The following is a 24,365-nucleotide window of genomic DNA, read 5'->3' as shown; positions in this document are numbered from 1 at the left end:
GACCGGCCCGTCCGGCAGGTCGGCGAGCACTTCGATGTCCAACTGCCGGGCGGTGAGCGGTTCGAAGGTGGTCATGCGATGCCCTTCGACTTGGCGCGGGCCAGGGCCCGGTCCCGAGACGCCTCGAACCGTTCGACCTTGATATTCATCTGCTCCAGGAACTCGGCGAGTTGTTCACGGTAGTGCTCCCCGAGCGGGCCGAAGTCGTCGCGTTCGAAGATCCGCCACTTGCGCAGCACCGGCATCACCACCTCACTCATGTGCTGGGGCAGGTCGTAGATGCCGCCTTTGGCGATGAGGACCGCGTTGCGGCGGAAATTCGGCATGGTCGCACCGGGCATCTGGAAGTTGGAGACGATGCCGTAGATCGCGGCCATCGTCTGATCCGGGACGAGGTCGAGCGCCCCGGCCACGATGTTGCGATAGAACAGCATGTGCAGGTTCTCGTCGGCCGCGACGCGCTGCAGCATCCGGTCGGCGATCGGGTCGCCACACGCCTTGCCGGTGTTGCGGTGGCTGACTCGGGTGGCCAGTTCCTGGAAGCTGACGTAGGCGACCGCGTAGAGCATGTCGAAACTGTGATCGCGCTGCCCGTCGTCCTCCGGCAGCGGATTGAAGCCGCCGGTCATGTGCTGCATACGGACGTTCTCCAGCTCGACCGGATCGACACCTCGGGTGACGACCAGATAGTCGCGCATGACGATGCTGTGGCGCGCCTCCTCGGCGGTCCAGCGACCGACCCAGAATCCCCACGCGTCGTCGAGGCTGAAGTTGTCGGCGATCACCCGGTGATAGGAGGGCAGGTTGTCCTCGGTCAGCAGGTTGGTGATCATTGCCGCCTTGGCGACATCGGAGAGTTTGGACTGCTCGGGATCCCAGTCCTCCCCGCCGAGTGCGGCGAAGTTGCGTCCGTCGTCCCACGGCACGTAGTCGTGCGGATGCCAGTCCTTGGTCATCTTCATATGACGCTCGACCTCGGCCTCACACACCGGCAGCAACTCGCGCAGCAGGTCGCCACCGGTCATGCCGGTGTTGTTGAGTTCGGGGGAACCGATCAGGGTGGTCACGGACGCTCCTTGGTAATGCCGATCCGGGTGGTGCTACCAACCTTGCGCCGTGGGTGGTTCTGCAGCGTGGGGCGAAGGTCCCGAAGATCAGGGACCTTTCGTCGCGCGTTTGGGCACCGACGTCCGGCCCGTACTCGGGTATTTTCAGGGATATGTCCGCGTCACAGCCTCCCGCACCACCGGTCGATCCGAATGCCGCGCCCGTACGCGCCTACCTGGTCGACGACCACGAACTCGTCCGTCGCGGGCTGCGTGACCTGCTCGGTACCGCAGGCGACATCGAAGTGGTCGGCGAGGCGGCATCGGTCGGCGAGGCACTCGTCGGCATCCTGGCCGCGAAACCCGATGTCGCGGTCCTCGACGTCCGGCTGCCCGACGGCAACGGCGTCGAACTGTGCCGCGAGGTGCGCGCGGCCGATCCGTCGGTGAAATGTCTGATGCTCACCAGTTACGCCGACGACGACGCCCTGCTGGCCGCGGTCCTCGCCGGCGCCTCGGGTTTCGTGCTCAAGCAGATCCTCGGGCACAACCTGGTGGCGGCGGTGCGCACGGTGGGTCGCGGCGGATCACTGCTCGACGACCGCAGCACCGCCGCGCTGCTGGCCAAGCTGCGTGACGGCAAGAACCGACCCGACCCGCTCGCCGAGCTCACCCCGCAGGAACGTGAGGTGTTCAGCCTGATCGGCGAGGGGATGACGAACCGTCAGATCGCGGAACGGATGTTCCTGGCGGAGAAGACCATCAAGAACTATGTGTCGCGGATCCTGTCGAAACTCGACATGCAGCGCCGCACCCAGGTGGCGGTGATGGCCACCAAGCTGCGCGACGGCAAGGCCTGAGTCAGCGCAGCGGCACCGACCACGTCAGCGTCGTGCCGCCCCGGCGCCTGCTCGTGGCCGGCGAGGTGACCACGGCGAAGGTGCCGTCGCATTCGTCGGCGCGCCGGGTCAGGTTGTCCAACCCGCGATAGGTGACGTCGGTGCCGATACCGACGCCGTCGTCGGTGATCTCCACGGTCAGCACGTCGTCGGCGCTCACCGACACCCCGATGTGGTCGGCTTGCGCGTGCCGCAGCGCATTGCTCAGCCCTTCGCGCAGCACGGCGTCGATATGTGGTCCGAGGGTTTCTGGGACGACGGTGTCGACCGGCCCGTCGAAGGCGACGCTGGGCGAGATCGGGGCGTGCACCGACAGTTCGTTGACGATGTCGAGCACTCGACGACGCAGCGTCGCCGTGTCGTGATGGTCGGACGCGGTCTGCAGATCGAAGATCGAGGTGCGGATCTGGGCGATGGTCGCGTCGAGATCGTCCATGATCTGTTCGAGTCGCGGGTTGATCAGTTCTTCGTCGAAAGCCGTGACCGGCTCCCCGGCCGCGGTGCGCGCCAGCATCGTCTGGATGGACATGCCGATGGCGAACAGCCGCTGGATGACGTGATCGTGCAGATCACGGGCGATGCGGTGGCGATCTTCGAGGACTTCCAGGTCACGTGCGGTCTGCTGCTGTTCGGCGTAGACGACCGCCAGTGAGGCGACCTCGGCAACCGCGGCCAGCCCGGCGATCTCCTCATCCTCCCAGGTGGGACGCGTGCGATGGGTGATGACGATCCAGCCGAAGGCGCCGGCGGCACGCTGCAGGGGCTGCACCGTGGTCCATTGCGCGCCCCGGCGCACCAATGCCGGTGAGATGGACCCGCTTTCGACGACCCGGAATTTCGACACGGCGGGCGAGGTGTAGTCACCGACCGCCGGTGCGCTCCCGGTATGTCCGCGCACCTCGACCTCCCCCGCATCGTCGGTCACGATGAAGACGTCGGTGGCGCCGACGAGGTCGGCGACGTCGGTGCACAGCCGGGACATGGTGTCCGACAGCGCGATCCCGGCCAGCGGTTCGGAACCTCGACGGGCCACCACCTGCATCCAGCGATGCCGGGTGCGCGCACGTTCGAACAGTCGCGAATTGTCCACGGCGATACCGGCGGCGATGGCCAGGACCGCGATCAGCGTCTCGTCGAGGTCGGAGAACTGGTCGGCGGACTTCTTCTCGGTGAGGTAGATGCGGCCGAAGATCTCACCGCGGATGATGACCGGCGCTCCGAGGAAGGTCGTCATCGGCGGGTGATGCGGCGGGAAGCCCACCGAGGCGGGATGTTGCGCGAGATCGGGGATGCGCAGGATCTTGGGATCGTTGATGAGGACGCCGAGGACCCCCTTGCCGACCGGCAGCGGCCCCATCGTGGCCCGCTGGGCGGCGGTGATGCCGGTGTAGACGAAGGCGCTCAGCCCGTCGTCGGGCCCGCGGACGCCGAGCGCACCGTACCGGGCATCGACGACCCCGACCGCCACCTCGACGATCCGCTGTAGGGCGTCGTCGAGGTCGAGCCCCTGCCCGACGACCAGGACTGCTTCGAGCAGTTCGCGCAGCAGTGTCGGATCGTCGGCGCCGTATTCGGCCAGTGCGTCGAGCGCCTCACGCAACCGGTTGTCGCTCACCATCGGTCGGTCATCCCTCAGCAATCGCCGGCCTCGATGCCGACAGGTTCGATGATGCCGCGTGCCCGGTGGACGCCGCGACGAAACGGGCGATCGCGGCGGGTACCGCGACCGGATGCACATGCAGGTACGAGGCGTGCACGGCTCCGGAGACAACGCCGTGCCGAGCCGACCGACCGTCATGCCCGGTCCAGCCCCAGGCGGCGGACAGGCCATCGGCGCGGTCATCGGGACGGGTGGTGACGAAACTGCGATGGAACTCGTGCCCGGTCACCCGGTCACCCGCCCGGTAGAGCACCGAATCGGCCACCGCGACCGCATCCCGGTAGCCGAGCGTCAGCGTGGGGCCGAAATGACCGTCGACGGGTAGCACACCGGTCATCGGATGGTCGTCGAGTGTCGTTGCCAGATAAAGCAATCCGGCGCACTCGGCGGCGATCGGCCGACCTGCGGCGGCGTGTGCGGCAAGGTCGGCGCGCAGCGGCTCGTTGGCCGCCAGTTCCTCGGCGTGCTCCTCGGGGAAACCGCCGCCGATGACCACGCCTGCGGTGCCGGCGGGCAGCCGGTCGTGCAGCGGATCGAAGCCGACCACGTCGGCGCCTGCGGCCCGCAGAAGTTCGGTGTGTTCGGCATAGCCGAAGGTGAACGCCGCTCCCCCGGCCACCGCGATCACCGGCCGGGCGCCAGTGCCTGTGGTCCCGTTCGATCCGGTCCCCGACTCCGCACCTGATCCGGCGATCGCGTCGGTGGCCGACCAGCCCGCGACGGCCGGTACATCGGCACCGCGTGCCGCTGCGACGATCGCCGGGAGGTCGAGTGCCGCACCGACCTTCGTCGCCATGGCGGCGACCGCGGCCTGCGCGTCGGCACTGCGTTCGGCGGCGGGGATCAGGCCGAGGTGCCGCGACGGGACCGCGAGGCTCGGGTCGCGCCGCAGCACGCCGAAGACCGGCATGCCGACCCGCGCGCACGCCTGCCGCAGCACCGACTCGTGCCGGGGCGACCCGACCCGGTTGAGGATCACCCCGACGATGCGCACCGCCGGTTCGTATCCGAGAAAACCATGCAGCACCGCGGCCAGCGACTGGCTGTGGCCTGCGGCATCGACGACGAGGACGACCGGTGCCCCGATCAGCGTCGCGACCTGTGCGGTGGAACCCACCCCCAGGGTGTCTGCGTCGTCGTCGGCCACGATGCGGCCGTCGAAGAGCCCCATCACGCCCTCGATGACGGCGATGTCGGCGTCGGCCGAACCGGCCGCGAATAACGGTGCGACCAGGTCGGCGCCGACCAGGTTGGGGTCGAGGTTGCGTCCGACGCGTCCGGCGGCGACCGCGTGATAGCCGGGGTCGATGTAATCGGGTCCCACCTTGAACGGGGCGACCCGATGTCCGGCGGCGCGCAGGGCACCGATCAGTCCGGTGGTGACGGTGGTCTTGCCGCTGCCCGAGGACGGTGCGGCGATGACGATTGCGGGGGTACCGCTCACCACTCGATGCCCTTCTGCCCCTTGCGGCCGGCGTCCATCGGGTGGGCGATCTTGCGCATCTCGGTGACCAGGTCGGCGGCGTCGACCAGCTGCTGTGGCGCGCGTCGGCCGGTGATCACCACATGCTGTCGGCCCGGCCGGGTGGACAGCACCTCGACCACCTCGTCGATGTCGATCCACCCCCAATCCAGCGGATAGGTGAACTCGTCGAGCACATAGAAGTCGTGTTCTTGCGCCGCGATCCGCCGGGCGATCTCCGCCCAGCCCGCGCGTGCCGCCGCAGCATGGTCGTCGTCGTGGTCGTCGTTGGCCCGCAACCACGACCAGCCCTGCCCCATCTTGTGCCACTGCACCGGCCCCCCGGCACCGGTCTCGCGGTGCAGGTCGCCCAGCGCCGTCAGCGCCGACTCCTCGCCGACCTTCCACTTGGCGCTCTTCACGAATTGGAACACGGCGACGTCGAGTCCGGCATTCCACGCCCGCATCGCCATCCCGAAGGCGGCGGTCGACTTCCCCTTGCCGTCACCGGTGTGAACGGCCAGCACCGGCGTGTTGCGGCGCTGCCTGGTGGTCAGGCCATCGTCCGGAATGCTGGCTGGAATACCCTGTGGCACTTGATGTTCCTCTTGTCGTCGGGTGACTTGCTAGGCGGCCGGACGGGCGCCGGGAGCCAGTGCGGACAGCGACAGCTGATCCATCGAGATGAGGTCGGCACTCAGATACGCGGCCAGGTCGGCCGCCATCCCGAGGCGCACCATGCCCTGCTCGGCATCGACCACCACCGTGTCGATCCCGCGCCGGGAGATGCCCGCGGCCGCGGCACGCGCACGATCGGGGGCATGGTCGCCTGCCGTCGCCCGGCCGTCGGTGACCACCACCAGCAGCGGCCGGCGCTCCGGTTCGGCACGCCGAGAGCGCTCGATCACCTCGGTGGCCATCTGTAGTCCTTCGGCCAGTGGTGTACGGCCGCCGGTGCGCACCGCTTCGAGTCGACGCAACGCGATGTCGACGGACTTCGTCGGGGGCACCGCCAGTTCGGCCGCGCGCCCACGGGCGACCACCACGGCGACCCGATCGCGGCGGGTGTAGGAATCCCGCAGCATCTCCACGCACAGCTCCGAGACGGCGCTCAGCCGTCGTCGCGCGGTCATCGAGCCGCTCAGATCGACGACGAACACCACCAGATTGGCCTCCTGGCCGACGCGTTCGGCGCCGCGCAGGTCGGCGGCGGCGACCCGCAGCCCCGCCGTCGGGCGGTCGTCGGCGGTGGCATCCCGCCCCGCCGCGCCCAGCACGGTCGCGAACAGATGCAAGGGTCGGCCGCGTTCGAACTCGATGGCGCGGGTCGTCTGGCCGCGCCGGCTGCGCGCGCGTGACCGCCGTCCCGGCTCACCGTCGCCGATGCCCTCGACCCGCAAGGTGCGGAGACGGCGACCCGTGGGCGCGTTGCCTGCACCGAACCGCGGACCGGGTACCGGATTCGGCGCGTCCTCGGGCTCCGCATCTGGCTGCTCGGCCGACGGGTCCGCCGAATCCGCTCCCCCAGTGGCATTTTCCGCTCCGGGTCCGGAGGACTGGTCGGCCGAGCGATCGGACCCGTCCGGGGGCGGGTCACCGTCGGGATCGGGGTCGGGTTCCGGGTCCGGTCCGGCAGCCTCGTCACCGGCCTGCATGGCGTCGTCGAGCTGCTGCGAACTCAGTCCCGACTCGTCGAACGGATTGCGTCGGCGGCGATGCGGCAGCGCGAGTTCGACGGCCGCGCGCACATCCTCCTCACCGACCGCGTCGGCCCCCCGCCAGGCGGCATGCGCGGCGGCCGTGCGGGCCACGACGATGTCGCCGCGCAGACCGTCGACGTCGAGATGCGCACAGATGGCCGCGATGCGGCGCAACTCCGCGGTCGGCAACCCGACGGTGGCGACCGCGTGACGTGCGGCGGCGATCCGCGCGGCCAGATCGGCGTCGGCGTCGGCGTAGGCGGTCACAAAGGCCGCCGGGTCGGCGTCGAAGGCCATCCGGCGCGAGATCACCTCGACCCGCTCGTCGATGTCGCGGGCGGCGACCACGTCGACGGCGAGCCCGAACCGGTCGAGCAGCTGCGGACGCAATTCTCCCTCTTCGGGGTTCATAGTTCCGACGAGAACGAAATCGGCTGCCTGCGTGTGAGATACACCGTCGCGTTCGATGGTGACCCGACCGCTGGCCGCTGCGTCGAGCAACACGTCGACGAGATGGTCGGCGAGCAGATTCACCTCGTCGATGTAGAGCACGCCACCGTCGGCGCGGGCCAGCAGACCCGGGGTGAACTCGGCACGCCCGTCGCGCAGCACCGACGTCAGATCCAGCGAGCCGATCACCCGGTCCTCGGTGGCACCGATCGGCAGTTCGACGACCCGGCCCCGTGACTGCCCATTCCCCGCAGCATCGTCACCCGCAGCATCGTCACCCGCAGCGCCGTCCCCACCGAGCAGCGGTCCGAGACCGCGGACGATGGTCGACTTGGCGGTGCCCTTCTCGCCGCGGATCAGCACCCCGCCGATACCCGGCGCGATGGCGGACAGGATCAGCGCCAGTTTCAGCTGGTCCTGCCCGACGACAGCGCTGAAGGGATAGGAACTGAACGCGGGGGCGCTCATGCGACAACCTTCCGGAACATCGACACGTGTGGGATACCGTCCTCCAGATACTCATCACCCTCGGCGACGAAGCCGAAGGCACCGTACATCCCGGTCAGATGGGCCTGCGCGTCGATCCGACACGCATGTGCTCCCACCTCGGCGAGGGCAGCGTCGATGAGCCGGGCGCCCAGCCGCCGACCACGATGGGCCCGATCGGTGCACACCCGGCCGATCCGGTAGACCAGCGCGCCGTCGGCATCCACCGGATCGGTGAGCAGTCGCAGGGTCGCGTGCACACCGTCCTCGTCACCGATCCAGAACTGACGTGTCCCGGGTTCCAGGTCACGGCCGTCGAGATCCGGGTACGCGCAGGACTGTTCGACCACGAACACGTCGCCACGCAACCGCAGAATGCGGTACAGCGTCGTCGGGTCGAGATCGACGGTCCGGGCACTCCGGAGTCTGCCGGTCCGAGCGTCTGCTGGTGAGCTCATGTAGTCGTGACTACCACACCGTGCGCACCGGCATCCGATGCGGTGTGCTGCTCAGCTCAGTGCGCGCTCGCCGACTGCAGCGTGGCGTCGGCGGTAGCGTCCTTGGTCAGCTTCAGGCTGGTGTTCGTCCAGTCCCACACCTGGTGATAGAGGTCGCGGTTGCCGGTCAGCTTCTGCCCGAAGGACGGGATCATCGCCGACAGCTTCGGCGCCCACGACGCGTACTGCTGCGGGAAGCATTTCTCCAGCACCGAGAGCATCGCAGGCACCGCGGTCGACGCGCCCGGCGAGGCACCGAGCAGACCGGCGATCGTGCCGTCACCGGCGGCCACCACGGCGGTGCCGAACTCCAGCGAGCCACCGACCCCGGTCTTACGGATGACCTGCACTCGCTGACCGGCAGTGATGATCTCCCAGTCACTGCCCACCGCACGCGGGGCGAACTCGCTGAGCGTCTTCACCCGGTCGGCGCGGCTCGCCGCCAACTCGCTGATCAGGTACTTGAGCAGGCCGAACTCCTGCGGTGCGATGGACAACATCGGCAGCAGGTTGCCGGGCTTGACCGACAGCGGCAGATCGGTGATCTTGCCCGACTTGAGGAACTTCGGCGACCAACCGGCATACGGACCGAACAGCAGGCCCGGCTTGTGGTTGATGACGCGGGTGTCGAGGTGCGGTACCGACATCGGCGGTGCGCCCACCGCGGCCTGACCGTAGACCTTCGCCTGATGCTGGCTGATCAGATCCGGGTTGGTGCAGCGGAAGAACTCACCCGACACCGGGAAACCGCCGAAACCCTTGGCCTCTTTGATGCCCGACTTCTGCAGCAGGTGCAGGGCACCGCCGCCTGCGCCGACGAAGACGAACTTCGCATGCACCTTGAACTTCTCGCCGGTGCGCTGGTTGGCGACCTTGACGATCCAGCTGCCGTCGGACTGTTTGGTCAGGTTGGTGACCGCATGACCGAAGAAGATGTCGGCGTCCTTGCCGACGTAGTTGAGCAGTTGCTGGGTCAGCGCGCCGAAGTCGACATCGGTGCCCTGGGTGAACCAGTTCAGCGCCACCGGGTCGGAGAAGTCACGGCCCTGCGACATCAGCGGCAGCCGCGCGGCGAACTCGTCGGGTTCGGTGATGAACTCCATACCCTCGAACAGGGTCTGACCGGCCAGCTTGTCGTAACGCTTACGCAGGTAGTCGGCACCGGCTTCGCCGTGGGTGAAGGCCACATGCGGAATCGGGTTGATGAACTCGGTCGGGTCACCGAGGATGCCCTGGTCCACCGAATGCGCCCAGAACTGGCGGGAGACCTGGAACTGCTCATTGATGGTGATCGCCTTGTCGATGTTGACGTCACCATCGGGTGTCTTCGGCGTGTAATTCAGCTCACACAGCGCCGAATGACCGGTGCCCGCGTTGTTCCACGGGTCGCTACTCTCGGCGGCCGCGGCGTCCAGACGCTCGAACAGGCTGATCGACCAGTCCGGCTGCAGCTGGCGCACCAGGGCACCGAGGGTGGCACTCATGATGCCCGCACCCACCAACGCAACGTCAGTCTTGATCACCGGTTTCGACACCTGGACTCCCACTTCACCTATTGCGGACACGTGCACCTGTCAGAGGACGTGCGAACACCTGGCGATCACCGCCGGCCGCGACTTCCTCGCATGTGGCCATTGCTTCACCAGACATTGTTCCCCATCCTGCCCCGGGAAAAATAATCGGATCTCCAGAAATGTGGGCTGAATGACACTGAGTGCCGACGACCAGTGGTCATTAAGCTGGCACCCGTGACCGCTACCCCGGACCCCACGGCCTCCAGCCGGGCCCCACTCGCCGCAGACGAGGGCTGGCAGCCCGACCGCTTCCTCGACCGATATCAGGTGCGCACCCTCCCACTCGGCCCAGATCCCGACGGAGAGGGACCTATCTCGGCGACGCTGGTCCGAGCCGGCGCAACCGGACCCGAGCCGATCACCGGCGCGGTGCTGTACGTGCACGGATTCACCGACTACTTCTTCCATGAACCGCTCGCCGACTTCTTCACCGCCCGCGGACATCGGTTCTACGCCCTCGACCTGCGCAAATGTGGGCGTTCACGGCAGCCGCAGCACACTGCGCACTACACCTCCGATCTCACCCAGTACGACGAAGAGCTCACCGCGGCCCTCGACATCATCGGTGCCGAAGCTGGCGACGTCCCGGTGATCGTGGCCGCCCACTCGACCGGCGGACTCGTCGCCCCGCTGTGGCTCGACCGGCTACGGACGCAGGCACCACATCAACATGCCCGCGTCGCCGGACTGCTGCTCAACAGCCCGTGGCTCGACCTACAGGGCGAGTCCTATCTGCGCAGCTACCCGGTCACCATGCTGCTCAAGGCACTGGCCGCCGCGCGCCCCAAGGAGGTCGTGCCCAAGGAGTTGTCGTCGGCCTACGGCGAGAGCCTGCACGCGGACGCGCACGGCGAGTGGCACTACGACCTGACGGTCAAGCCGCTGGGCGGCTTCCCGGTGACCTTCGGGTTCCTCAACGCCATCCGCACCGCCCAGCGCAGGCTGCATCGCGGACTCGATGTCGGCGTGCCGTCGCTCGTGCTGCGCTCGGACAAGACCCACTTCTCACGCGCCTACTCCGAACGCGTCGACGTCGCCGACGCCGTCCTCGACGTCAGTCAAATCGCGCGATGGAGCGGATGCCTGGGTGGCCGCGTGAGCGTCGTCCCGATCCCCGGCGCCCGTCACGACGTATTCCTGTCCCGCGAAGCCGCGCGCGAACGCGCCTACCGGGAGGTCGACGCCTGGCTCACCCGGGTCGCCGAACGCCGGTCCGAACACACCCATGACAGCGACTCGCGTCCCGAGGAGACCCTGCGATGACCGCACCAGTGACCCAGACCGTCGACCTCGCCATCATCGGTTCGGGCAGCGGCAATTCCATCCCCGACGAACGCTTCGACGACATGTCGATCGCCATCTTCGAGGAAGGCGTGTACGGCGGAACCTGCCTCAACGTCGGCTGCATTCCGACCAAGATGTTCGTCTACCCCGCCGAGATCGCCGACATCGTCGACAACTCGGCTCGGCTCGGCGTCGACGCCCACGTCGACGCGGTGGACTGGCCGGCCATCGTCGCACGTGTCTTCGGCCGCATCGATCCGCTCTCGGCCGGTGGCAAGGAATACCGCGTGGACCGGTGCCCGAACATCACCGTGTACTCCACCCACGTCGAATTCGACGGCCGCGACGACGCCGGACGGTACCGCCTCGTCACCGAGGATGCCGTCGTGCTGGCCGATCGGGTCGTGCTGGCGGCCGGGTCGCGGGCGATCATCCCCGACGCCATCGCCGACAGTGGGGTGCGCTACTACACCAACAACGATGTGATGCGTCTGCCGGAACTCCCCAGACGTCTGGTCATCGTCGGAAGCGGCTATATCGCCGCCGAATTCGCGCATGTCTTCGGCGCCCTGGGCAGCCAGGTGTCGATCATCGCGCGCGGCGACGCCCTGCTGCGTAAACAGGACGCCGACATCTCCCGCCGATTCACCGAGGTCGCGGCGGCCAAATGGGATGTCCGACACAACACCACCGTGTCGGCGGCCAAGGAGCTACCCGACGGCACCATTCGCGTCAGCCTCGACGACGGCAGTCAGATCGACACCGACGTACTGCTGGTGGCCGTGGGCCGCCGCCCCAACGGAGACCGACTCAACGCCGCCTCGGTCGGCATCGAGGTCGATGAGTCGGGCCGCGTGCACTGCGACGAACACGGCCGCACCGCCGCCCGCGGCGTCTGGGCGCTCGGTGACGTCAGCTCTCCCTATCAGCTCAAACACGTCGCCAACCACGAGCAGCGCGTTGTCCAGGCCAATCTCCTGAAGGATTGGGACGCAGCCGATCTGGTGAGCTTCGACCATCGCTTCGTACCGGCCGCGGTGTTCACCCATCCGCAGATCGCCGCGGTCGGGCTGACCGAGGAGCAGGCCCGCGCCGCCGGTCTCGACATCACCGTCAAGATCCAGGCCTACGGTGACGTCGCCTACGGCTGGGCGATGGAGGACACCGAGGGTTTCTGCAAGCTGATCGCCGAACGAGGCACCGGGAAGCTGCTGGGCGCACACATCATCGGGCCGCAGGCACCGACCGTGATCCAGACGGCGATCACCGCGATGTCCTTCGGGGTGCCCGTACACGAACTCGCCCGCGGTCAGTACTGGATCCACCCCGCCATGCCCGAGGTGCTGGAGAACGCGCTGCTCGGCCTGGAGGTCTGAGAGTCCGGCCGTACTGCGCTCAGAAAACCGCTGAGCGCAGGGCGATCTCACTCGCCAGAGCTGCGGATGCCTTCTGCGGAATCCAATGGTCGACGTCGGCCAGCTCGCAGAACCGGAAATCGGCGTACACGAACCGTGACGTGCCCTGTGCTTGTTCGCGTCCGAGTGCGGCGTCACCGGTACTCCACACCAACGTCGTCGGCACCTCGATGGGCGGGCAGCTCATCGTCGCCTTGATGTCACCGGCGAAATTCGCCCGATACCAGTTGAGTGCCGCCGTCATCGCCCCCGGCTGGGTGAGCGGTTCGAGTTCGGTCGCGGTGCACCCAGCCCGGCGCAACAGTATGCCGTCGCGGGCCAGCAACTTCTCCTCGGCCCCGTCGGCAACGAAATCCTTGATGTACGAAGACCGTTCACGCTGGTCGCTGTTCGCCAGCGCGGCCGCCACCGCAGACGGGTGGCCGGTGCTGGCGACGACCAGCCCGGTGAACCGATCCGGGTGCTTACCGGCCAGGTGCCAGGCGACGATCCCACCCCAGTCGTGTCCGACGAGGATCGCGTAGGGCACCTGCAGGGCATCGAGCACGCCGAGAGCGTCGTCGACGAGATGATCGATCCGATAGGCGTCGACCTCGGTCGGCCGCGCCCCGGGACTGTAGCCCCGCTGGTCGAGGACAATGGTTCGCAGACCGGACTCGTGCAGGCGGCCGACGACGTCGTCGTAGCACGATCCGTTGACCGGGAACCCGTGCAGCAAGAGGACCCACGGCCCACGCTCGGGACCGCCGATCCGGACGTCGAAGGTGTAGTCCCCCACGGTCACCGACCGCTGCTCTGTCTCCACCCGCCCCACGATAGGCGACGATCCTCCCGCAGGTAAGGATCGGCCGGGGCTGGGGTCAGCTCAATAGATGGGTGATGGTCGGCAGACCTGGCGTCGGTCCGGTCGCGATCAGTTCGGCGACCGCACCCATATCAAGATGCGCCACGAGCAGATCGGCGATCAGATCGACCTGGGCGGCTCGCACCGCGTCGACCTCGGTGTCGGCGGCCACCACGAAATCGTGTTTGCCTGCCTCGTCGGCCACCTGCCGCAACAGCACCCGCCGGAAGCGGTCATTGGCCAGCAACCCGTGAATGTGGGTGCCGCGCAGCCCACCGCGGATCGCTCCCGCGTCGGCGCCGACGGCCGCCGGATCGGTGGCGATCCAGTCCCGCTCGGCACTCCGTTCCACCCGACCGTGATGGATTTCATAGCCGGTGACCGCTTCGCCGTCCACGACGCCGGTCACCTGCCGCAACGTCTTGTCCGGGTGAAAGACGATGTCGATATCGAAGACGCCCAGCCCGTCCACCCGCCCGCCCGCCGATTCGACCGGGTCGTCGATGGTGCGGGCCAGCATCTGGAATCCACCGCAGATCGCGATGGTCGGTGCCCCGCGGGCCGCGCGCGCGGTCAGCGCCGCGCCCAGTCCGCGATCGCGCAGCCAGCCCAGGTCGCTGACGGTGGCCCGGGTACCGGGCACCACCACCAGATCGGCGGCGACCACACTGCCCGGATCGTCGACCCAGGTGACGTCGACGCCGGGTTCGCAGGCCAAGGCCTCGACGTCGGTGGAGTTGGAGATGCGCGGCAACCGGATCGCCGCCACCGACAGCCGGGTGGCACCGGGGTCGCCGTCGCCGCCGGCCGGTCCGACACGCCGGCCCACCGGCACCGCCAGCGAATCCTCGGCGTCGATCCAGAGGTTCTCGGCGAAGGGCAATACGCCCAAGGTCGGACGTCCGGTCAGCTCCCCCAGCCGCACCAGCCCAGGGTCCAGTATCGACTGGTCACCGCGGAATTTGTTGATCACGAATCCGGAGATGAGCCGCTGATCGGCGGCGTCGAGGATGGCGGTGCTGCCGAACAGGTGCGCCAGCGACCCGCCGCGATCGATGTCGGTGACCAGCACGACGGGCAGATCGGCGCCGCGGGCCAGCCCCAGGTTAGCGATGTCGGAGGCACGCAGGTTGATTTCGGCAACCGAACCGGCGCCCTCACAGACCACGACGTCGTAATCGTCACGGAGACTAGCCAGTTCATCGGCGACGATCGACGCCAGCTGGGTGCGTCGGCGCACATAGTCCGCGGCCCCAACATCGCCGGCCGGTCGGCCGCGCAGCACGACATGCGAACGTCGGTCGCCGCCGGGTTTGAGCAGCACCGGGTTGAATCGCGTGGACGGTGCCAGCCCGCAGGCATATGCCTGGAGTGCCTGCGCCCGGCCGATCTCACCACCATCGGCGGTGACCACCGAATTGTTGGACATGTTCTGTGCCTTGAACGGCGCGACCCGGACACCGTCGCGGACCAGTGCCCGGCACAGCCCAGCGACCACCAGGCTCTTGCCTGCGTCGCTGCTGGTCCCGCCGATCAGCAACGCTCCCCGGAGTCCGTCCACCCGGCCAGATTACGCAGGTCGATAAGGTGGTCCGGACAGGCACCGAGTGGGGAGGTCGAGGTGACGCTGGAACCAGGGTCGACGTTTGCCGGGTATCGCATCGTGCGACCGCTCGGCAAGGGTGGCATGGGTGAGGTGTATCTGGCCGAACATCCGAGTCTTGGACGGCATGAGGCCATCAAGGTCATCTCCGCCAACGCCACCGACCCGACCTTCGCCGGCCGCTTCCGCAACGAGGCGCTGCTGGCCGCGAGCCTCGACCACCCGAATATCGTCACCGTGCACTCCTACGGCGTCGAAGACGGCAGCGCCTGGTTCACGATGAGCTATCTCGAGGGCGCCGACCTCAACGACGCCGCCCCGCTGCCACCGGTGGACGTCGTCGAGATCACCGCCCGCGTCGCCGACGCGCTCGACTACGCCAATAGCCGCGGGGTCATCCACCGTGACATCAAACCCGGCAATATCGTGGTACGCCGCGACGATGCCGGGCGGATCGAACGGGTGACGGTCCTCGACTTCGGCATCGCCAGGTTGGTCGATTCTGTCCAGCTGACCGCAACGAATCTCTTCATCGGTACCCTGGCCTACTCGGCGCCGGAGACCCTCGACGGATCGGCAGCCAGTGGTGCGTCGGACCAATATGCCTTGGCCTGCACCGCTTTCGAGTTGCTCACCGGTAGGCAGCCGGTACCCGGTACGAGCCCGCTGGCATTGATCACCGGACATGTGAGCGGCCCGATTCCGCGGATCTCGACCGTCAACCCGTCGATGGGGTGGCTGGACCCGATCTTTGCCCGCGCACTGGCCAAGGATCCCCGACAGCGATACCCGAACTGCGCCGGATTCACCGCTGCCCTGACCACCGCCCTGCGGTCCGGGCCACCGCGCACTTCCTATCGCGACCCGACGCCGGTCACGCCGGGACGGCAGCCGTCCGGCGCCCAGCCGGCTGGGGTGCGGACGACCCCGGCGGCCGCAGGTCTCCCATCCGTATCCGGTCCGCCATCCGTATCCGGTCCACAGGCGCGGATGCAGGCCGGGATGAGGTCGTCACCACCGCCGTCGCGACCCATCGCGGCGCCGGCCGGACCCGACGCCGTCGTGCCCGCGCCCAGCGTCGGGGTCCCGCATGGGTTCGTCGGTCATCCCCTGCCCGGCGGCCAGATGTCGAATGCTCCCCGCAGACGAACCGGTGTGATCGTCGCGGCGGTTGCCGCGGTCCTGCTCCTCATCGGCGGCGCGGTCACCGTCGGCATCCTGGTGTCGAAATCGGATTCGAACTCGTCATCGGGACCGGCAGCCAGCGGCCCGTCCGAGTCGACGGAACCGTCGACCGAGCCCAGCGAACCGAACTCCCCGACCACACCACAGGTCAGCACCATCGCCACCGGCATCAGCGGCACCATCTGCGCCATCGAGAATCGATCGCTGTACTGCTGGGGCGGAAACAAATACGGCAGCATCGGTGACGGGACCACCGTGGATCGTCCGACTCCGACGCGCGTCCCGCTGAACGACGTCACCCAGGTCGACGTCGGTGGCCTGGGTACGACCTGTGCGGTGTCGGCGGGCGATGTGTACTGCTGGGGATACACCCTCGGCAGCGACGCCCGCACCACTCCGCGCAAGGTTGCGGGTATCAGCAACGTCACCGGACTCAGCGTCGGCCTGTCCACATGCGCCATCAGCGGTGGCAACGCCTATTGCTGGGGTGCCAACACCAACGGACAGCTCGGCGACGGAACCAACCGCAGTTCCGATCTGCCCGTGCAAGTCGACGGCCTGTCCGACGTCACCGCCATCAGCACCGGCCTGTCGACCACGTGCGCCGTCGCGGACGGCGGTCCCTACTGCTGGGGAAGCAACACCTTGGGGCAGGTCGGCGACGGCACCACCGTCGACCGTCAGACCCCGACACGGGTCCTCGGGTTACGCGGTACGGCGACCGCCATCGCCGTCTCGATCAGCACTGCCTGCGCGATCGTCGACGGCACGGTGTCCTGCTGGGGAAATGTCACCGGACGATCGACCGACGCGGGCTCGACGACGCCGAAGCCCGTCGGCGTCTCGAACGCGACCACCGTCTCGATCAGTTCGTCCACCGGATGTGCGATCACTTCCGGCTCGCTCGATTGCTGGCAGTTCTATGGCGACTCGGGGAACATCACCCGGGTCGGCTCGATCACGAATCCGACCGGGGTCGCCGTCGAGGCGTCGAATACGTGTGCGCAGACCACCGGCGATCTGTACTGCTGGGGAATGAACGACAAAGGCCAGCTGGGTACAGCCGCGCCCGGCCGTTATTCTACCGACCCCGTCCGAATCAGCGTGCCCTGACCCGCATTCCGGGCCAGGCCGGTGGCATCCGACGTGTGATCGGATGCCACCGGACTCATCCGCGCGACGTCACTGCGCGTCGGCGATGAGCTTGCGCTGCTGATTGAACATCGTGGCCATGGTGGCGGTGGCGTCGGAATCGCTCGACTGGTCGGAGGTGCCCAGGAAGCTGTAGCCGGTGCGGAAGGACACGCCGTCGGTCACGCCGAGCAGCATGGTGTTCTCCATCTTGAAGGCGATGCCGCTGGTCTCGAACTGCCCCTTGATCAGGACTCCCTTGTAGTCGCCGTCGATACCCGGCGCGGTGACCTTCTCCATGGTGACCTGCACGGGAATCTCGGTGCCGTCGTTGTCGATGTACAGGGTGACGTTGCTGCACGCGCCGATGATCGAGTCGAAGTCCGTGGTGTAGCTGGGGTCGACCTCCTTGGTCACCTTCGCCTCGTAACTGACGGTCTTCAAGCTCCGGCTACTCGACTGCTCGCTCTTCAGCTCACGGGTGGCCTGGTCCGCGGTCGAATCCGGCGACTTGAAGAACTTCTCGCAGGCGGCATTGTCAACGCGCACATCCGAATCGTCGCTGGACGGGCCGGTCTCGGTCGAGAACTTGCCGTCGGGTAGCGACGGGAACGCGGATTCGGGCAGCAGGATCGACGTCGCCGAGGCGGCCGGTGCAGGTTGCGCCGACGTACCCGAGGGCGTCGGCGATGCATTGTCGTCATCACTGTCGTCGCCGCCGAGGGTCAGCGCCAGCACCACCGCGACAATCGCGATGATCGCGACCAGCCCGATCAGCCCGCCGATCCACCAGGCCTTCTTCTTTCCGCCCGCCGGGGGTTGCGGCGGGGGTGGGCCCCAGCCCGGCTGCTGCGGCGGCACCGGCGGCTGTTGCGGCGGTACCGGCGGCTGATAGGGGTTGTTCGGATTGTTGGGATTGTTCGGGTAGCCCACGATCGTCCTCTCGTCCTGGCAAAGATCAAGCCCCGCCCGGGAACACCGGGATCAGGGCTTGGTCAATCCTGACATAACGCACGGCCGCGACGATCGATTGTCACCGAAGGTATATCGCCCGACCGATCAGCGGTCGGCAATTCTCAGCGCGACGCGTCGAGCTCGATCCGCCGTCGTCTGGGAGTCGTCGACGATCAGGCGTCGGGAAGCGTCAGGATCTCCGCACCGTCGTCGGTGACCACCAACGTGTGCTCGAACTGGGCCGTCCACTTTCGGTCGGCGGTGACCACGGTCCAGCCGTCGTCCCACATCTCCCACGGCAGTCCACCGAGGTTGATCATCGGCTCGATCGTGAACACCATGCCGGGTTCCAGGACTGTGTCGACATTCGGCTGGTCATAGTGCAAGACCACCAACCCGTTGTGGAACGTCTCGCCGATGCCGTGTCCGGTGAAGTCGCGCACCACGCTGTATCCGAACCGATTCGCATAGGCCTCGATGACTCGCCCGACCACATTCAGCTCGCGCCCGGGTTTGACCGCCTTGATCGCCCGCTCGGTCGCGATCCGGGTCCGGTCGACCAGGTCGACGACCTCGGGGGCAACGTCCCCGGCCAGGTAGGTCGCATTGGTGTCGCCGTGTACGCCGTCGATGTACGCGGTGACGTCGATGTTGACGATGTCGCCGTCTTCGATCACCGTCGAGTCCGGGATGCCGTGGCAGATCACCTCATTGAGGGAGGTACAGCACGACTTCGGGAAGCCCCGATAGCCCAGCGTCGACGGGTAGGCGCCGTGATCGATCATGTACTCGTGAGCGATCCGGTCGAGTTCGTCGGTGGTCACCCCGGGTGCGACGGCTTTCCCGGCCTCGGCCAGCGCGTTCGCGGCGATGCGGCTGGCCAGCCGCATCTTCTCGATGGTCTCCGGAGTCTGCACCCACGGCTCGTGCCCCTCGTTGACGCTGTCCTTCCAGGCGTACTCGGGACGCTCGATCGAATCGGGAACCGGACGGGTCGGCGAGAGGACACCGGGCTGCAGGGGTGCGCGAACTGGCATGCAGCCAGCTTATGGGACGTGGCGGCCGACTTCGATGACCAGGCAGCCGTGCGCCTCTTGCCGCCGGTGGGAAGCGACGCGCATGCGCCGAGCTGCCCCGGCCGCGGAGCTCGCGAGGAACGCGCGAGCGTCACGAAACCCGTCGGGGACCCTCCCGATCCGCGCGCCCGGCCCGGATACGTCGGCGACCCGACAAGTAAGGTGAGGGTAAGAACCGCACGGGTGCCGGATCAGCGGACGACCGGCTAGGTGGAAAGGACCCCATGACGCCGAACTGCGGCGACACCCGATCGGGTGCGCGTGTGCTGCTCGTGGGATTGCTCCTGCTGATCGCAACCGCTACCAGCGCATGTTTTGTCGAACCCATCGATCAGGGACGACCGTCGGTCGCACCGTCGGAGCATCTGCGCGACGGTCCGCAAACCGCCACCCTGCCCGACGCCGACGTCAACCCGGTCGCCGATGATCCGACCCCGAGACTGCCGACGACGGTCGACTCCCTGCGCTACGGCCGCGTCACCGTGACCGACGCCAGTCGGGTCATCGCGGTCGATCAGTACGGCACCCTCGGCACCATCGTGTTCTCCCTCGGACTCGGTTCTCACGTCGTCGGCCGGGACGCGTCAACGTCGTTCGGCTCCGCCGCACACCTGCCGGTGGTCACCAACCGCGGTCACAGCATCAACGCCGAAGCCGTTCTCGCCCTCGCCCCCACCCTGCTCCTCGTCACCGACACCACCCTGCCGCAGGCGTCGGTCGATCAGATCCGCAACTCCGGGGTGACGGTTGTGGTGTTCTCCGGACGGCGCAGCCTGGCCGGGGACGACCCGCTGATGCGTGCGGTCGCCTCGACCCTCGGCGTCGCACCGCAGGGCGAGCAGCTCATCGCACGCGCCCACCGGCAGATCGAGCAGGCCCGGCGCCGGGTCCCCTCCCCGTCCGGCGACCCGTCGATGATGTTCATCTACGTGCGCGGGCCGGGCATCCTCTATGTCGGCGGCCCCGGATCCGGCGCCGACGACCTGATCGCCGAACTCGGCGGCGTCGACGCCGCCCAGCGGTCCGGGCTCAGCGAACCATTCACCAAGCTCAGCGCCGAAGCCGTACTGGCCGCCGATCCCGACGTCATCCTGGTGATGACGCAGGGTGCCGCCACCGTCGGCGGACCCGACGGCGTGCTCGCACTCCCCGGCATCGCCGACACCGGCGCCGGGCGCCATCGTCGGGTGGTGCAGATGGATCAATCCACACTGCTGTCCTTCGGCCCCGACACCGGCGAGGTGATCGCCGCCCTGGCCGAGGCGATCTACACGTGAGCCGCTGGGGCCGTAACAGCCCGGCCCGCAACATCACGGTCGTCGTGGTGATGCTGGTCGCGTTGGCCGTCATCGTGGTGGTGTCCGCGGGCACCGGTCATGTGCGGGTACCGCCGCTGGAGGTGATCGGCTCGGTCTTGCACCACTGGCATATCGATGTCGGGCCACTGCCTTCCCATCCGCTCGGCGAAGGTGCGCTGTGGAATGTGCGTTTCCCCCGGATCGTGCTCGGCCTGCTGGTCGGCGCCGGACTGGGCGCGGGAGGATGCCTGCTGCAAGGTGTGCTGGCCAACCCGCTGGCCGAACCGGGCATCATCGGCGTGTCGTCGGGGGCCGCGGTCGGGGCGTGTCTGGTCATCGTCACGACCGGCGGCACGGTGGCCGGCGAAGGTGCGCTCGCGGGAAACTGGGGTATCGCCGGGGCGGCCTTCGTCGGTGGTCTGATCACCGCGGCTGCCGTCTATTTCCTGTCGCTGCGCGACGGCTCCTCGTCGACGATCATGCTGGTGCTGACCGGCATCGCGGTCAACGCCTTCACCCTGGGCATCATCGCCTACCTCACCACCGTGGCATCGTCGGAACAGCGTGAGCAGATCGTCTTCTGGCAGCTCGGGTCCCTCGACGGCAAAGGCTGGAGCGAGGTGTGGGTGGCGGCACCGCTCATCGTCGTCGGGGTCGGTCTCAGCCTGGTTCTGGTGCGCAAACTGGATCTTCTCGCGCTCGGCGAGATCCAGGCCGCGGCGCTGGGTGTCCACGTCGAGAAGGTTCGCCGGCAGGCGATCGTGTTGGTGGCCATCCTGACCGCGGCGGCCGTCGCCTTCGCCGGGATCATCGCCTTCGTCGGTTTGGTCGTCCCGCATGTGATGCGGCTGATCGTCGGGCCCCGACACTCGATTCTGCTGCCCACCAGCGTCATCGGCGGGGCGCTGGTGATCGCCGCCGCCGACCTGGCCGCACGCACCGTCTACGGCGAGGGCGAACTACCCATCGGTGTGTTCACCGCCTTCATCGGTGGGCCGGTCTTCTTCCTCCTGCTGCGCCGCAGCAGGCATGCGGGGGTGGGCTGGTGAGTACGTCGGGTATCGATCACGCCGCGGAGCACTCCGCCCGCGGTCATGACGGCATCGTCGCCGAACACATCTGGGTGTCACTCGGTGGCCGTGAGGTGGTTCGCGACGTGTCCCTACGGGTCGAACCCGGCCAGTTGGTCGCGCTCGTCGGTCCCAACGGTTGTGGCAAGTCGACGCTGTTGTCGGTGCTGTCGGGAACCCGCAAGCTGCAACGCGGCTCGGTGTGGATCGGCGGCGGACCGCTCGGTTCGATCGGGCCGCGCGAACTCGCGCGCCGACGATCGATGGTCACCCAGCACAACCGGACCGATACCCCGTTCACCGTCGGCGAGGTGGTGGAGATGGGTCGATTCCCCTGGCTGCGCACACCGCAGGCGGTCGACTCACCGCAGCTCATCGCCGACGCCATCGAGCGGTGCGACCTCGCCGACATCACCGATCGCCCCTTCGCACAGCTGTCCGGGGGTCAGCAGGCGCGGGTGTCGCTGGCCCGGGCGATTGCGCAGGCCGCGCCGGTGATGATGCTCGACGAACCGACCGCTGCCCTCGACCTGCGTCATCAGGAAGAAGTTCTCGACATCCTCGGCGATCACCGCGCGTCGGGGGCCGCGGTGCTACTGGTGGTGCACGACCTCTCTCTGGCCGCGGCACATGCCGATGCGGTGGCGGTGATGAAGTCGGGTGAGCTGCTGGCCTTCGGCCCCACCCGCGAGGTGATGACCCCCGAGTTGCTTTCCCAGACCTATGACCATCCGGTCGAGGTCATCGAACATGAGGGCCGGCTGGTCGTGCTGCCCCGGCGGTCCCCCCTCGACCGACCCGCTGCGACAGAGGGCTGATCCGCGCCGAACCCGCGCTCAGCGCAGGCCGTATCCCGCAGGCAGGAAATTGAAGAAGTCGCGGGTCACCGCGACCGCGTTGTTCGAGTCGGCGCCACGAACCACCAGCGTCGCGAAGGCCAGGTCACCGCGATACCCGGCGAACCACGCATGCGATCCGCCGGCGAACTCGGCCTCACCGGTCTTGCCGAAGATCGGTCCCTGCCCGTTGATCGTGGTCGCCGTACCTTCGGTGACCACCGCCCGCATCATGGGTCGTAACTGCGCGACGACACCGCGATCCAAGACCGCGCCCGGACCGTCGACCCGTGTCTGCTTACCCAAGATAAGTTGTGGCACAGGGGCTTTGCCGTTGTTGGCGACAGTTCCCGCAACCAACGCCATCCCGAGCGGACTCGCCAGCACCTTGCCCTGACCGAAGCCGTCCTCACTGCGGGCCACCAGTTCGTTGGCGATGGGCACCGAACCGGAGACCGCGTCCAGACCGGCGATGGTGTACTGCCGGCCCAGCCCCATCGCGGCGGCGGTGTGCGCGAGATCGCTCGGACCCATCTCACTGGCCAGTTTCGCGAAGGTGGTGTTGCAGGACTGTGCGAACGCCCGCTGCATCGGGACCGTGCCCAGCGAGAACCGGTCGTAGTTCGGGATCAGACGCGGACCGATCTGGATCTCACCGGGACACGGCACATAGGTGTCGGGATGCGCCAGGTTGCGGCTGATCGCGGCCGCCGCGGTCACCATCTTGAAGGTCGACCCCGGCGGGTAGAGGCCGGTCGTCGCGATCGGCCCCTGCCGGTCGGCGGCCCGATTCTGCGCCACCGCGAGGATCCGGCCGGTGGACGGCTGGATGACGACCATCGCGATCTGGAAACGGTCGGTGGCGTTCACCGCCCGCTGCGCCGCGGTCTGCACCGACCGGGACAGGCTCAGCCCGACCGCCGGCGCGGGCTGGGGGGCCTGATCGGCGAGCACGTCGGCGTCGAGCCCGTTGGGGTTGACGGTGACGACCCGCCAGCCGGTCTGGCCGTCGAGATCGCTTTCCACCACCTTGCGCACCTGGCTGAGCAGCGCGGGTGCGAAGTTCTTGTCCTTGGCGGTGAGGATCCGCTGCTCGTTGTGGCCGACACCGGGGATCGCGAGCCGGTCACGCAAGCGGTTGAAGGTGTCCTCGGTCAGCCGCATGATCGGGTAGGGGCCCGTCGTCGCGGTCGACTCCTCGGCAATCTGCTGGGCCGACAACGACCGGTCGAACGGGCCGAGCACGTCGACGAGCTGGGTCACCGAATCGGCGACCGATCCCTGCCGGGCAGCCTCTTTGGCGTCGAAGGTGACGCCGATCAAGGTGCCGTCGACCATCACCTCCGACCCGTCCGCCTCGTTCACGGTTGCGCGCGGTGACTGCAACACCCGCAACGACAGTCGCTGATCGGCACCGAGCCCCGGATGGATGTCGGTGCTCGACCAGCGCACCGTCCAGCCTGCGTCGGTGTGGCTGAGCCGCACGGTGGCCGGATATGCCCATTCGCGGTCGCGCGGCAGCCGCCAGCGGTAGTCGACGGTGATCTCGGCGGTGTCGCCGCTGACCGACGCCTTTCCGGCCTCCGCCCGCAGCGACGTCGCGGCGAGTCCAGTCCAGGCGGCGTCGAGCGCACCTTCGGCGGCGTCGGCGTTGTCGGTGGCTGCCGCGGCCGTCACCACATCACGTGCCGCGAAGGCGGCGAGGAAGCGTTCTGCGGCCCGGCGGGGACCGTCATCCTCGTCGCCTGCGCAGCCGGTCAGGACGACGGCCAACAATACGCAGACCGCTGCACCGAACGCCATGATCGAACGCCCGCGCCGACGCTCCCCTACGTGTTGTCCCATCAATGAGCGAGTTTAGGTGCGCACCCACGCCATCCTCGGCGCGCCACGCG

General features: G+C 68.0%; 19 protein-coding genes. 7 read left to right on the top strand and 12 right to left on the bottom strand.

All coding sequences use genetic code 11. The features are described 5' to 3' along the window. Positions 1-71: 71 nt before the first annotated feature. Positions 72-1,067 carry an acyl-ACP desaturase gene (locus QSJ18_RS05990; RefSeq protein WP_286325390.1) on the bottom strand — a complete coding sequence of 332 codons (996 nt, stop codon included), beginning with the start codon at positions 1,065-1,067 and terminating at the stop codon, positions 72-74. Between the two features lie 152 nt (positions 1,068-1,219). On the opposite strand from QSJ18_RS05990, the gene QSJ18_RS05985 reads away from it, so the two are divergent. Continuing rightward, positions 1,220-1,906 carry a response regulator gene (locus QSJ18_RS05985; protein ID WP_286325388.1) on the top strand — a complete coding sequence of 229 codons (687 nt, stop codon included), beginning with the start codon at positions 1,220-1,222 and terminating at the stop codon, positions 1,904-1,906. Between the two features lies 1 nt (position 1,907). Here the strand turns inward: QSJ18_RS05985 and QSJ18_RS05980 are convergent, their stop codons facing one another. The 6 genes from QSJ18_RS05980 to mqo are packed head-to-tail and all read right to left on the bottom strand — an operon-like array spanning position 1,908 to position 9,735. Then, the gene (locus tag QSJ18_RS05980) at positions 1,908-3,563 is read right to left on the bottom strand and encodes a GAF domain-containing sensor histidine kinase (RefSeq protein ID WP_462475996.1); all 1,656 of its coding nucleotides are present in this window, start codon (positions 3,561-3,563) and stop codon (positions 1,908-1,910) included. A gap of 7 nt (positions 3,564-3,570) precedes the next feature. Further along, complete coding sequence (locus QSJ18_RS05975) at positions 3,571-5,049, bottom strand: cobyrinate a,c-diamide synthase (RefSeq protein ID WP_286325387.1); 1,479 nt, start codon at positions 5,047-5,049, stop codon at positions 3,571-3,573. Next, on the bottom strand, positions 5,046-5,663 hold the full coding sequence (cobO, locus tag QSJ18_RS05970) for a cob(I)yrinic acid a,c-diamide adenosyltransferase (RefSeq protein WP_286325386.1): 618 nt from the start codon (positions 5,661-5,663) through the stop codon (positions 5,046-5,048). The genes QSJ18_RS05975 and cobO overlap by 4 nt, the downstream gene beginning before the upstream one ends. 30 nt (positions 5,664-5,693) lie before the next feature. Next, positions 5,694-7,685, bottom strand: a complete 1,992-nt coding sequence (locus tag QSJ18_RS05965) for a VWA domain-containing protein (RefSeq protein ID WP_286325385.1) — start codon at positions 7,683-7,685, stop codon at positions 5,694-5,696. Next, positions 7,682-8,161 (bottom strand): GNAT family N-acetyltransferase, encoded by a 480-nt coding sequence (locus QSJ18_RS05960; protein ID WP_286325384.1) that lies wholly within the window; start codon positions 8,159-8,161, stop codon positions 7,682-7,684. The genes QSJ18_RS05965 and QSJ18_RS05960 overlap by 4 nt, the downstream gene beginning before the upstream one ends. A gap of 56 nt (positions 8,162-8,217) precedes the next feature. Beyond that, positions 8,218-9,735, bottom strand: a complete 1,518-nt coding sequence (mqo, locus tag QSJ18_RS05955) for a malate dehydrogenase (quinone) (protein WP_286325383.1) — start codon at positions 9,733-9,735, stop codon at positions 8,218-8,220. Positions 9,736-9,948: 213 nt separating this feature from the next. Between mqo and QSJ18_RS05950 the strand changes: the two genes are divergently transcribed. Further along, positions 9,949-11,037, top strand: coding sequence for an alpha/beta hydrolase (locus tag QSJ18_RS05950; protein WP_286325382.1), 1,089 nt, complete (start codon positions 9,949-9,951; stop codon positions 11,035-11,037). Further along, positions 11,034-12,434, top strand: a complete 1,401-nt coding sequence (mtr, locus tag QSJ18_RS05945; RefSeq protein ID WP_286325381.1) for a mycothione reductase — start codon at positions 11,034-11,036, stop codon at positions 12,432-12,434. The genes QSJ18_RS05950 and mtr overlap by 4 nt, the downstream gene beginning before the upstream one ends. A 19-nt stretch (positions 12,435-12,453) precedes the next feature. Here the strand turns inward: mtr and QSJ18_RS05940 are convergent, their stop codons facing one another. Both QSJ18_RS05940 and QSJ18_RS05935 read right to left on the bottom strand, forming a co-directional pair. Then, entirely contained in the window at positions 12,454-13,257 is an 804-nt protein-coding gene (locus QSJ18_RS05940) for an alpha/beta fold hydrolase (RefSeq protein WP_286325543.1), read from the bottom strand. A 76-nt stretch (positions 13,258-13,333) separates the two neighbouring features. Next, the gene (locus QSJ18_RS05935; protein ID WP_286325380.1) at positions 13,334-14,878 is read right to left on the bottom strand and encodes a cobyric acid synthase; all 1,545 of its coding nucleotides are present in this window, start codon (positions 14,876-14,878) and stop codon (positions 13,334-13,336) included. Positions 14,879-14,938: 60 nt separating this feature from the next. On the opposite strand from QSJ18_RS05935, the gene QSJ18_RS05930 reads away from it, so the two are divergent. Continuing rightward, a complete protein-coding gene (locus QSJ18_RS05930) occupies positions 14,939-17,218 on the top strand; it encodes a protein kinase domain-containing protein (RefSeq protein ID WP_286325379.1) in 2,280 nt (759 codons plus the stop codon). Positions 17,219-17,287: 69 nt separating this feature from the next. Here QSJ18_RS05930 and QSJ18_RS05925 read toward each other — a convergent pair whose 3' ends face one another. Next, on the bottom strand, positions 17,288-18,169 hold the full coding sequence (locus QSJ18_RS05925; protein WP_286325378.1) for a hypothetical protein: 882 nt from the start codon (positions 18,167-18,169) through the stop codon (positions 17,288-17,290). Between the two features lie 194 nt (positions 18,170-18,363). Further along, positions 18,364-19,227 carry a type I methionyl aminopeptidase gene (gene map, locus QSJ18_RS05920; RefSeq protein ID WP_286325377.1) on the bottom strand — a complete coding sequence of 288 codons (864 nt, stop codon included), beginning with the start codon at positions 19,225-19,227 and terminating at the stop codon, positions 18,364-18,366. Positions 19,228-19,490: 263 nt separating this feature from the next. Between map and QSJ18_RS05915 the strand changes: the two genes are divergently transcribed. Genes QSJ18_RS05915 through QSJ18_RS05905 form a run of 3 tightly spaced genes read left to right on the top strand, consistent with a single transcriptional unit; the run spans position 19,491 to position 22,452 of the window. Beyond that, complete coding sequence (locus QSJ18_RS05915; RefSeq protein ID WP_286325376.1) at positions 19,491-20,543, top strand: heme/hemin ABC transporter substrate-binding protein; 1,053 nt, start codon at positions 19,491-19,493, stop codon at positions 20,541-20,543. A gap of 50 nt (positions 20,544-20,593) precedes the next feature. Continuing rightward, a complete protein-coding gene (locus QSJ18_RS05910) occupies positions 20,594-21,613 on the top strand; it encodes a FecCD family ABC transporter permease (RefSeq protein WP_286325542.1) in 1,020 nt (339 codons plus the stop codon). Next, a complete protein-coding gene (locus QSJ18_RS05905) occupies positions 21,610-22,452 on the top strand; it encodes an ABC transporter ATP-binding protein (protein WP_286325375.1) in 843 nt (280 codons plus the stop codon). The genes QSJ18_RS05910 and QSJ18_RS05905 overlap by 4 nt, the downstream gene beginning before the upstream one ends. An 18-nt stretch (positions 22,453-22,470) precedes the next feature. Here the strand turns inward: QSJ18_RS05905 and QSJ18_RS05900 are convergent, their stop codons facing one another. Continuing rightward, entirely contained in the window at positions 22,471-24,315 is a 1,845-nt protein-coding gene (locus QSJ18_RS05900; protein ID WP_462475995.1) for a penicillin-binding transpeptidase domain-containing protein, read from the bottom strand. Positions 24,316-24,365 lie beyond the last annotated feature (50 nt).

The sequence above is a fragment of the Gordonia heveisoli genome (assembly GCF_030315745.1).
GTDB lineage: Bacteria > Actinomycetota > Actinomycetes > Mycobacteriales > Mycobacteriaceae > Gordonia.
The sequence above is the reverse complement of the archived record's forward strand: the minus strand, read 5'-3'. Positions and strand labels throughout refer to the sequence as shown.

Excerpts from the sequence above, each read along its gene's own strand:
- map (WP_286325377.1), bottom strand. The coding sequence starts at position 19,227 with ATGCCAGTTCGCGCACCCCTGCAGCCCGGTGTCCTCTCGCCGACCCGT.
- QSJ18_RS05960 (WP_286325384.1), bottom strand. The coding sequence starts at position 8,161 with ATGAGCTCACCAGCAGACGCTCGGACCGGCAGACTCCGGAGTGCCCGG.
- mtr (WP_286325381.1), top strand. The coding sequence starts at position 11,034 with ATGACCGCACCAGTGACCCAGACCGTCGACCTCGCCATCATCGGTTCG.
- QSJ18_RS05910 (WP_286325542.1), top strand. The coding sequence starts at position 20,594 with ATGCTGGTCGCGTTGGCCGTCATCGTGGTGGTGTCCGCGGGCACCGGT.
- QSJ18_RS05900 (WP_462475995.1), bottom strand. The coding sequence starts at position 24,315 with ATGGGACAACACGTAGGGGAGCGTCGGCGCGGGCGTTCGATCATGGCG.
- QSJ18_RS05965 (WP_286325385.1), bottom strand. The coding sequence starts at position 7,685 with ATGAGCGCCCCCGCGTTCAGTTCCTATCCCTTCAGCGCTGTCGTCGGG.
- QSJ18_RS05915 (WP_286325376.1), top strand. The coding sequence starts at position 19,491 with ATGACGCCGAACTGCGGCGACACCCGATCGGGTGCGCGTGTGCTGCTC.
- QSJ18_RS05980 (WP_462475996.1), bottom strand. The coding sequence starts at position 3,563 with ATGGTGAGCGACAACCGGTTGCGTGAGGCGCTCGACGCACTGGCCGAA.
- QSJ18_RS05985 (WP_286325388.1), top strand. The coding sequence starts at position 1,220 with ATGTCCGCGTCACAGCCTCCCGCACCACCGGTCGATCCGAATGCCGCG.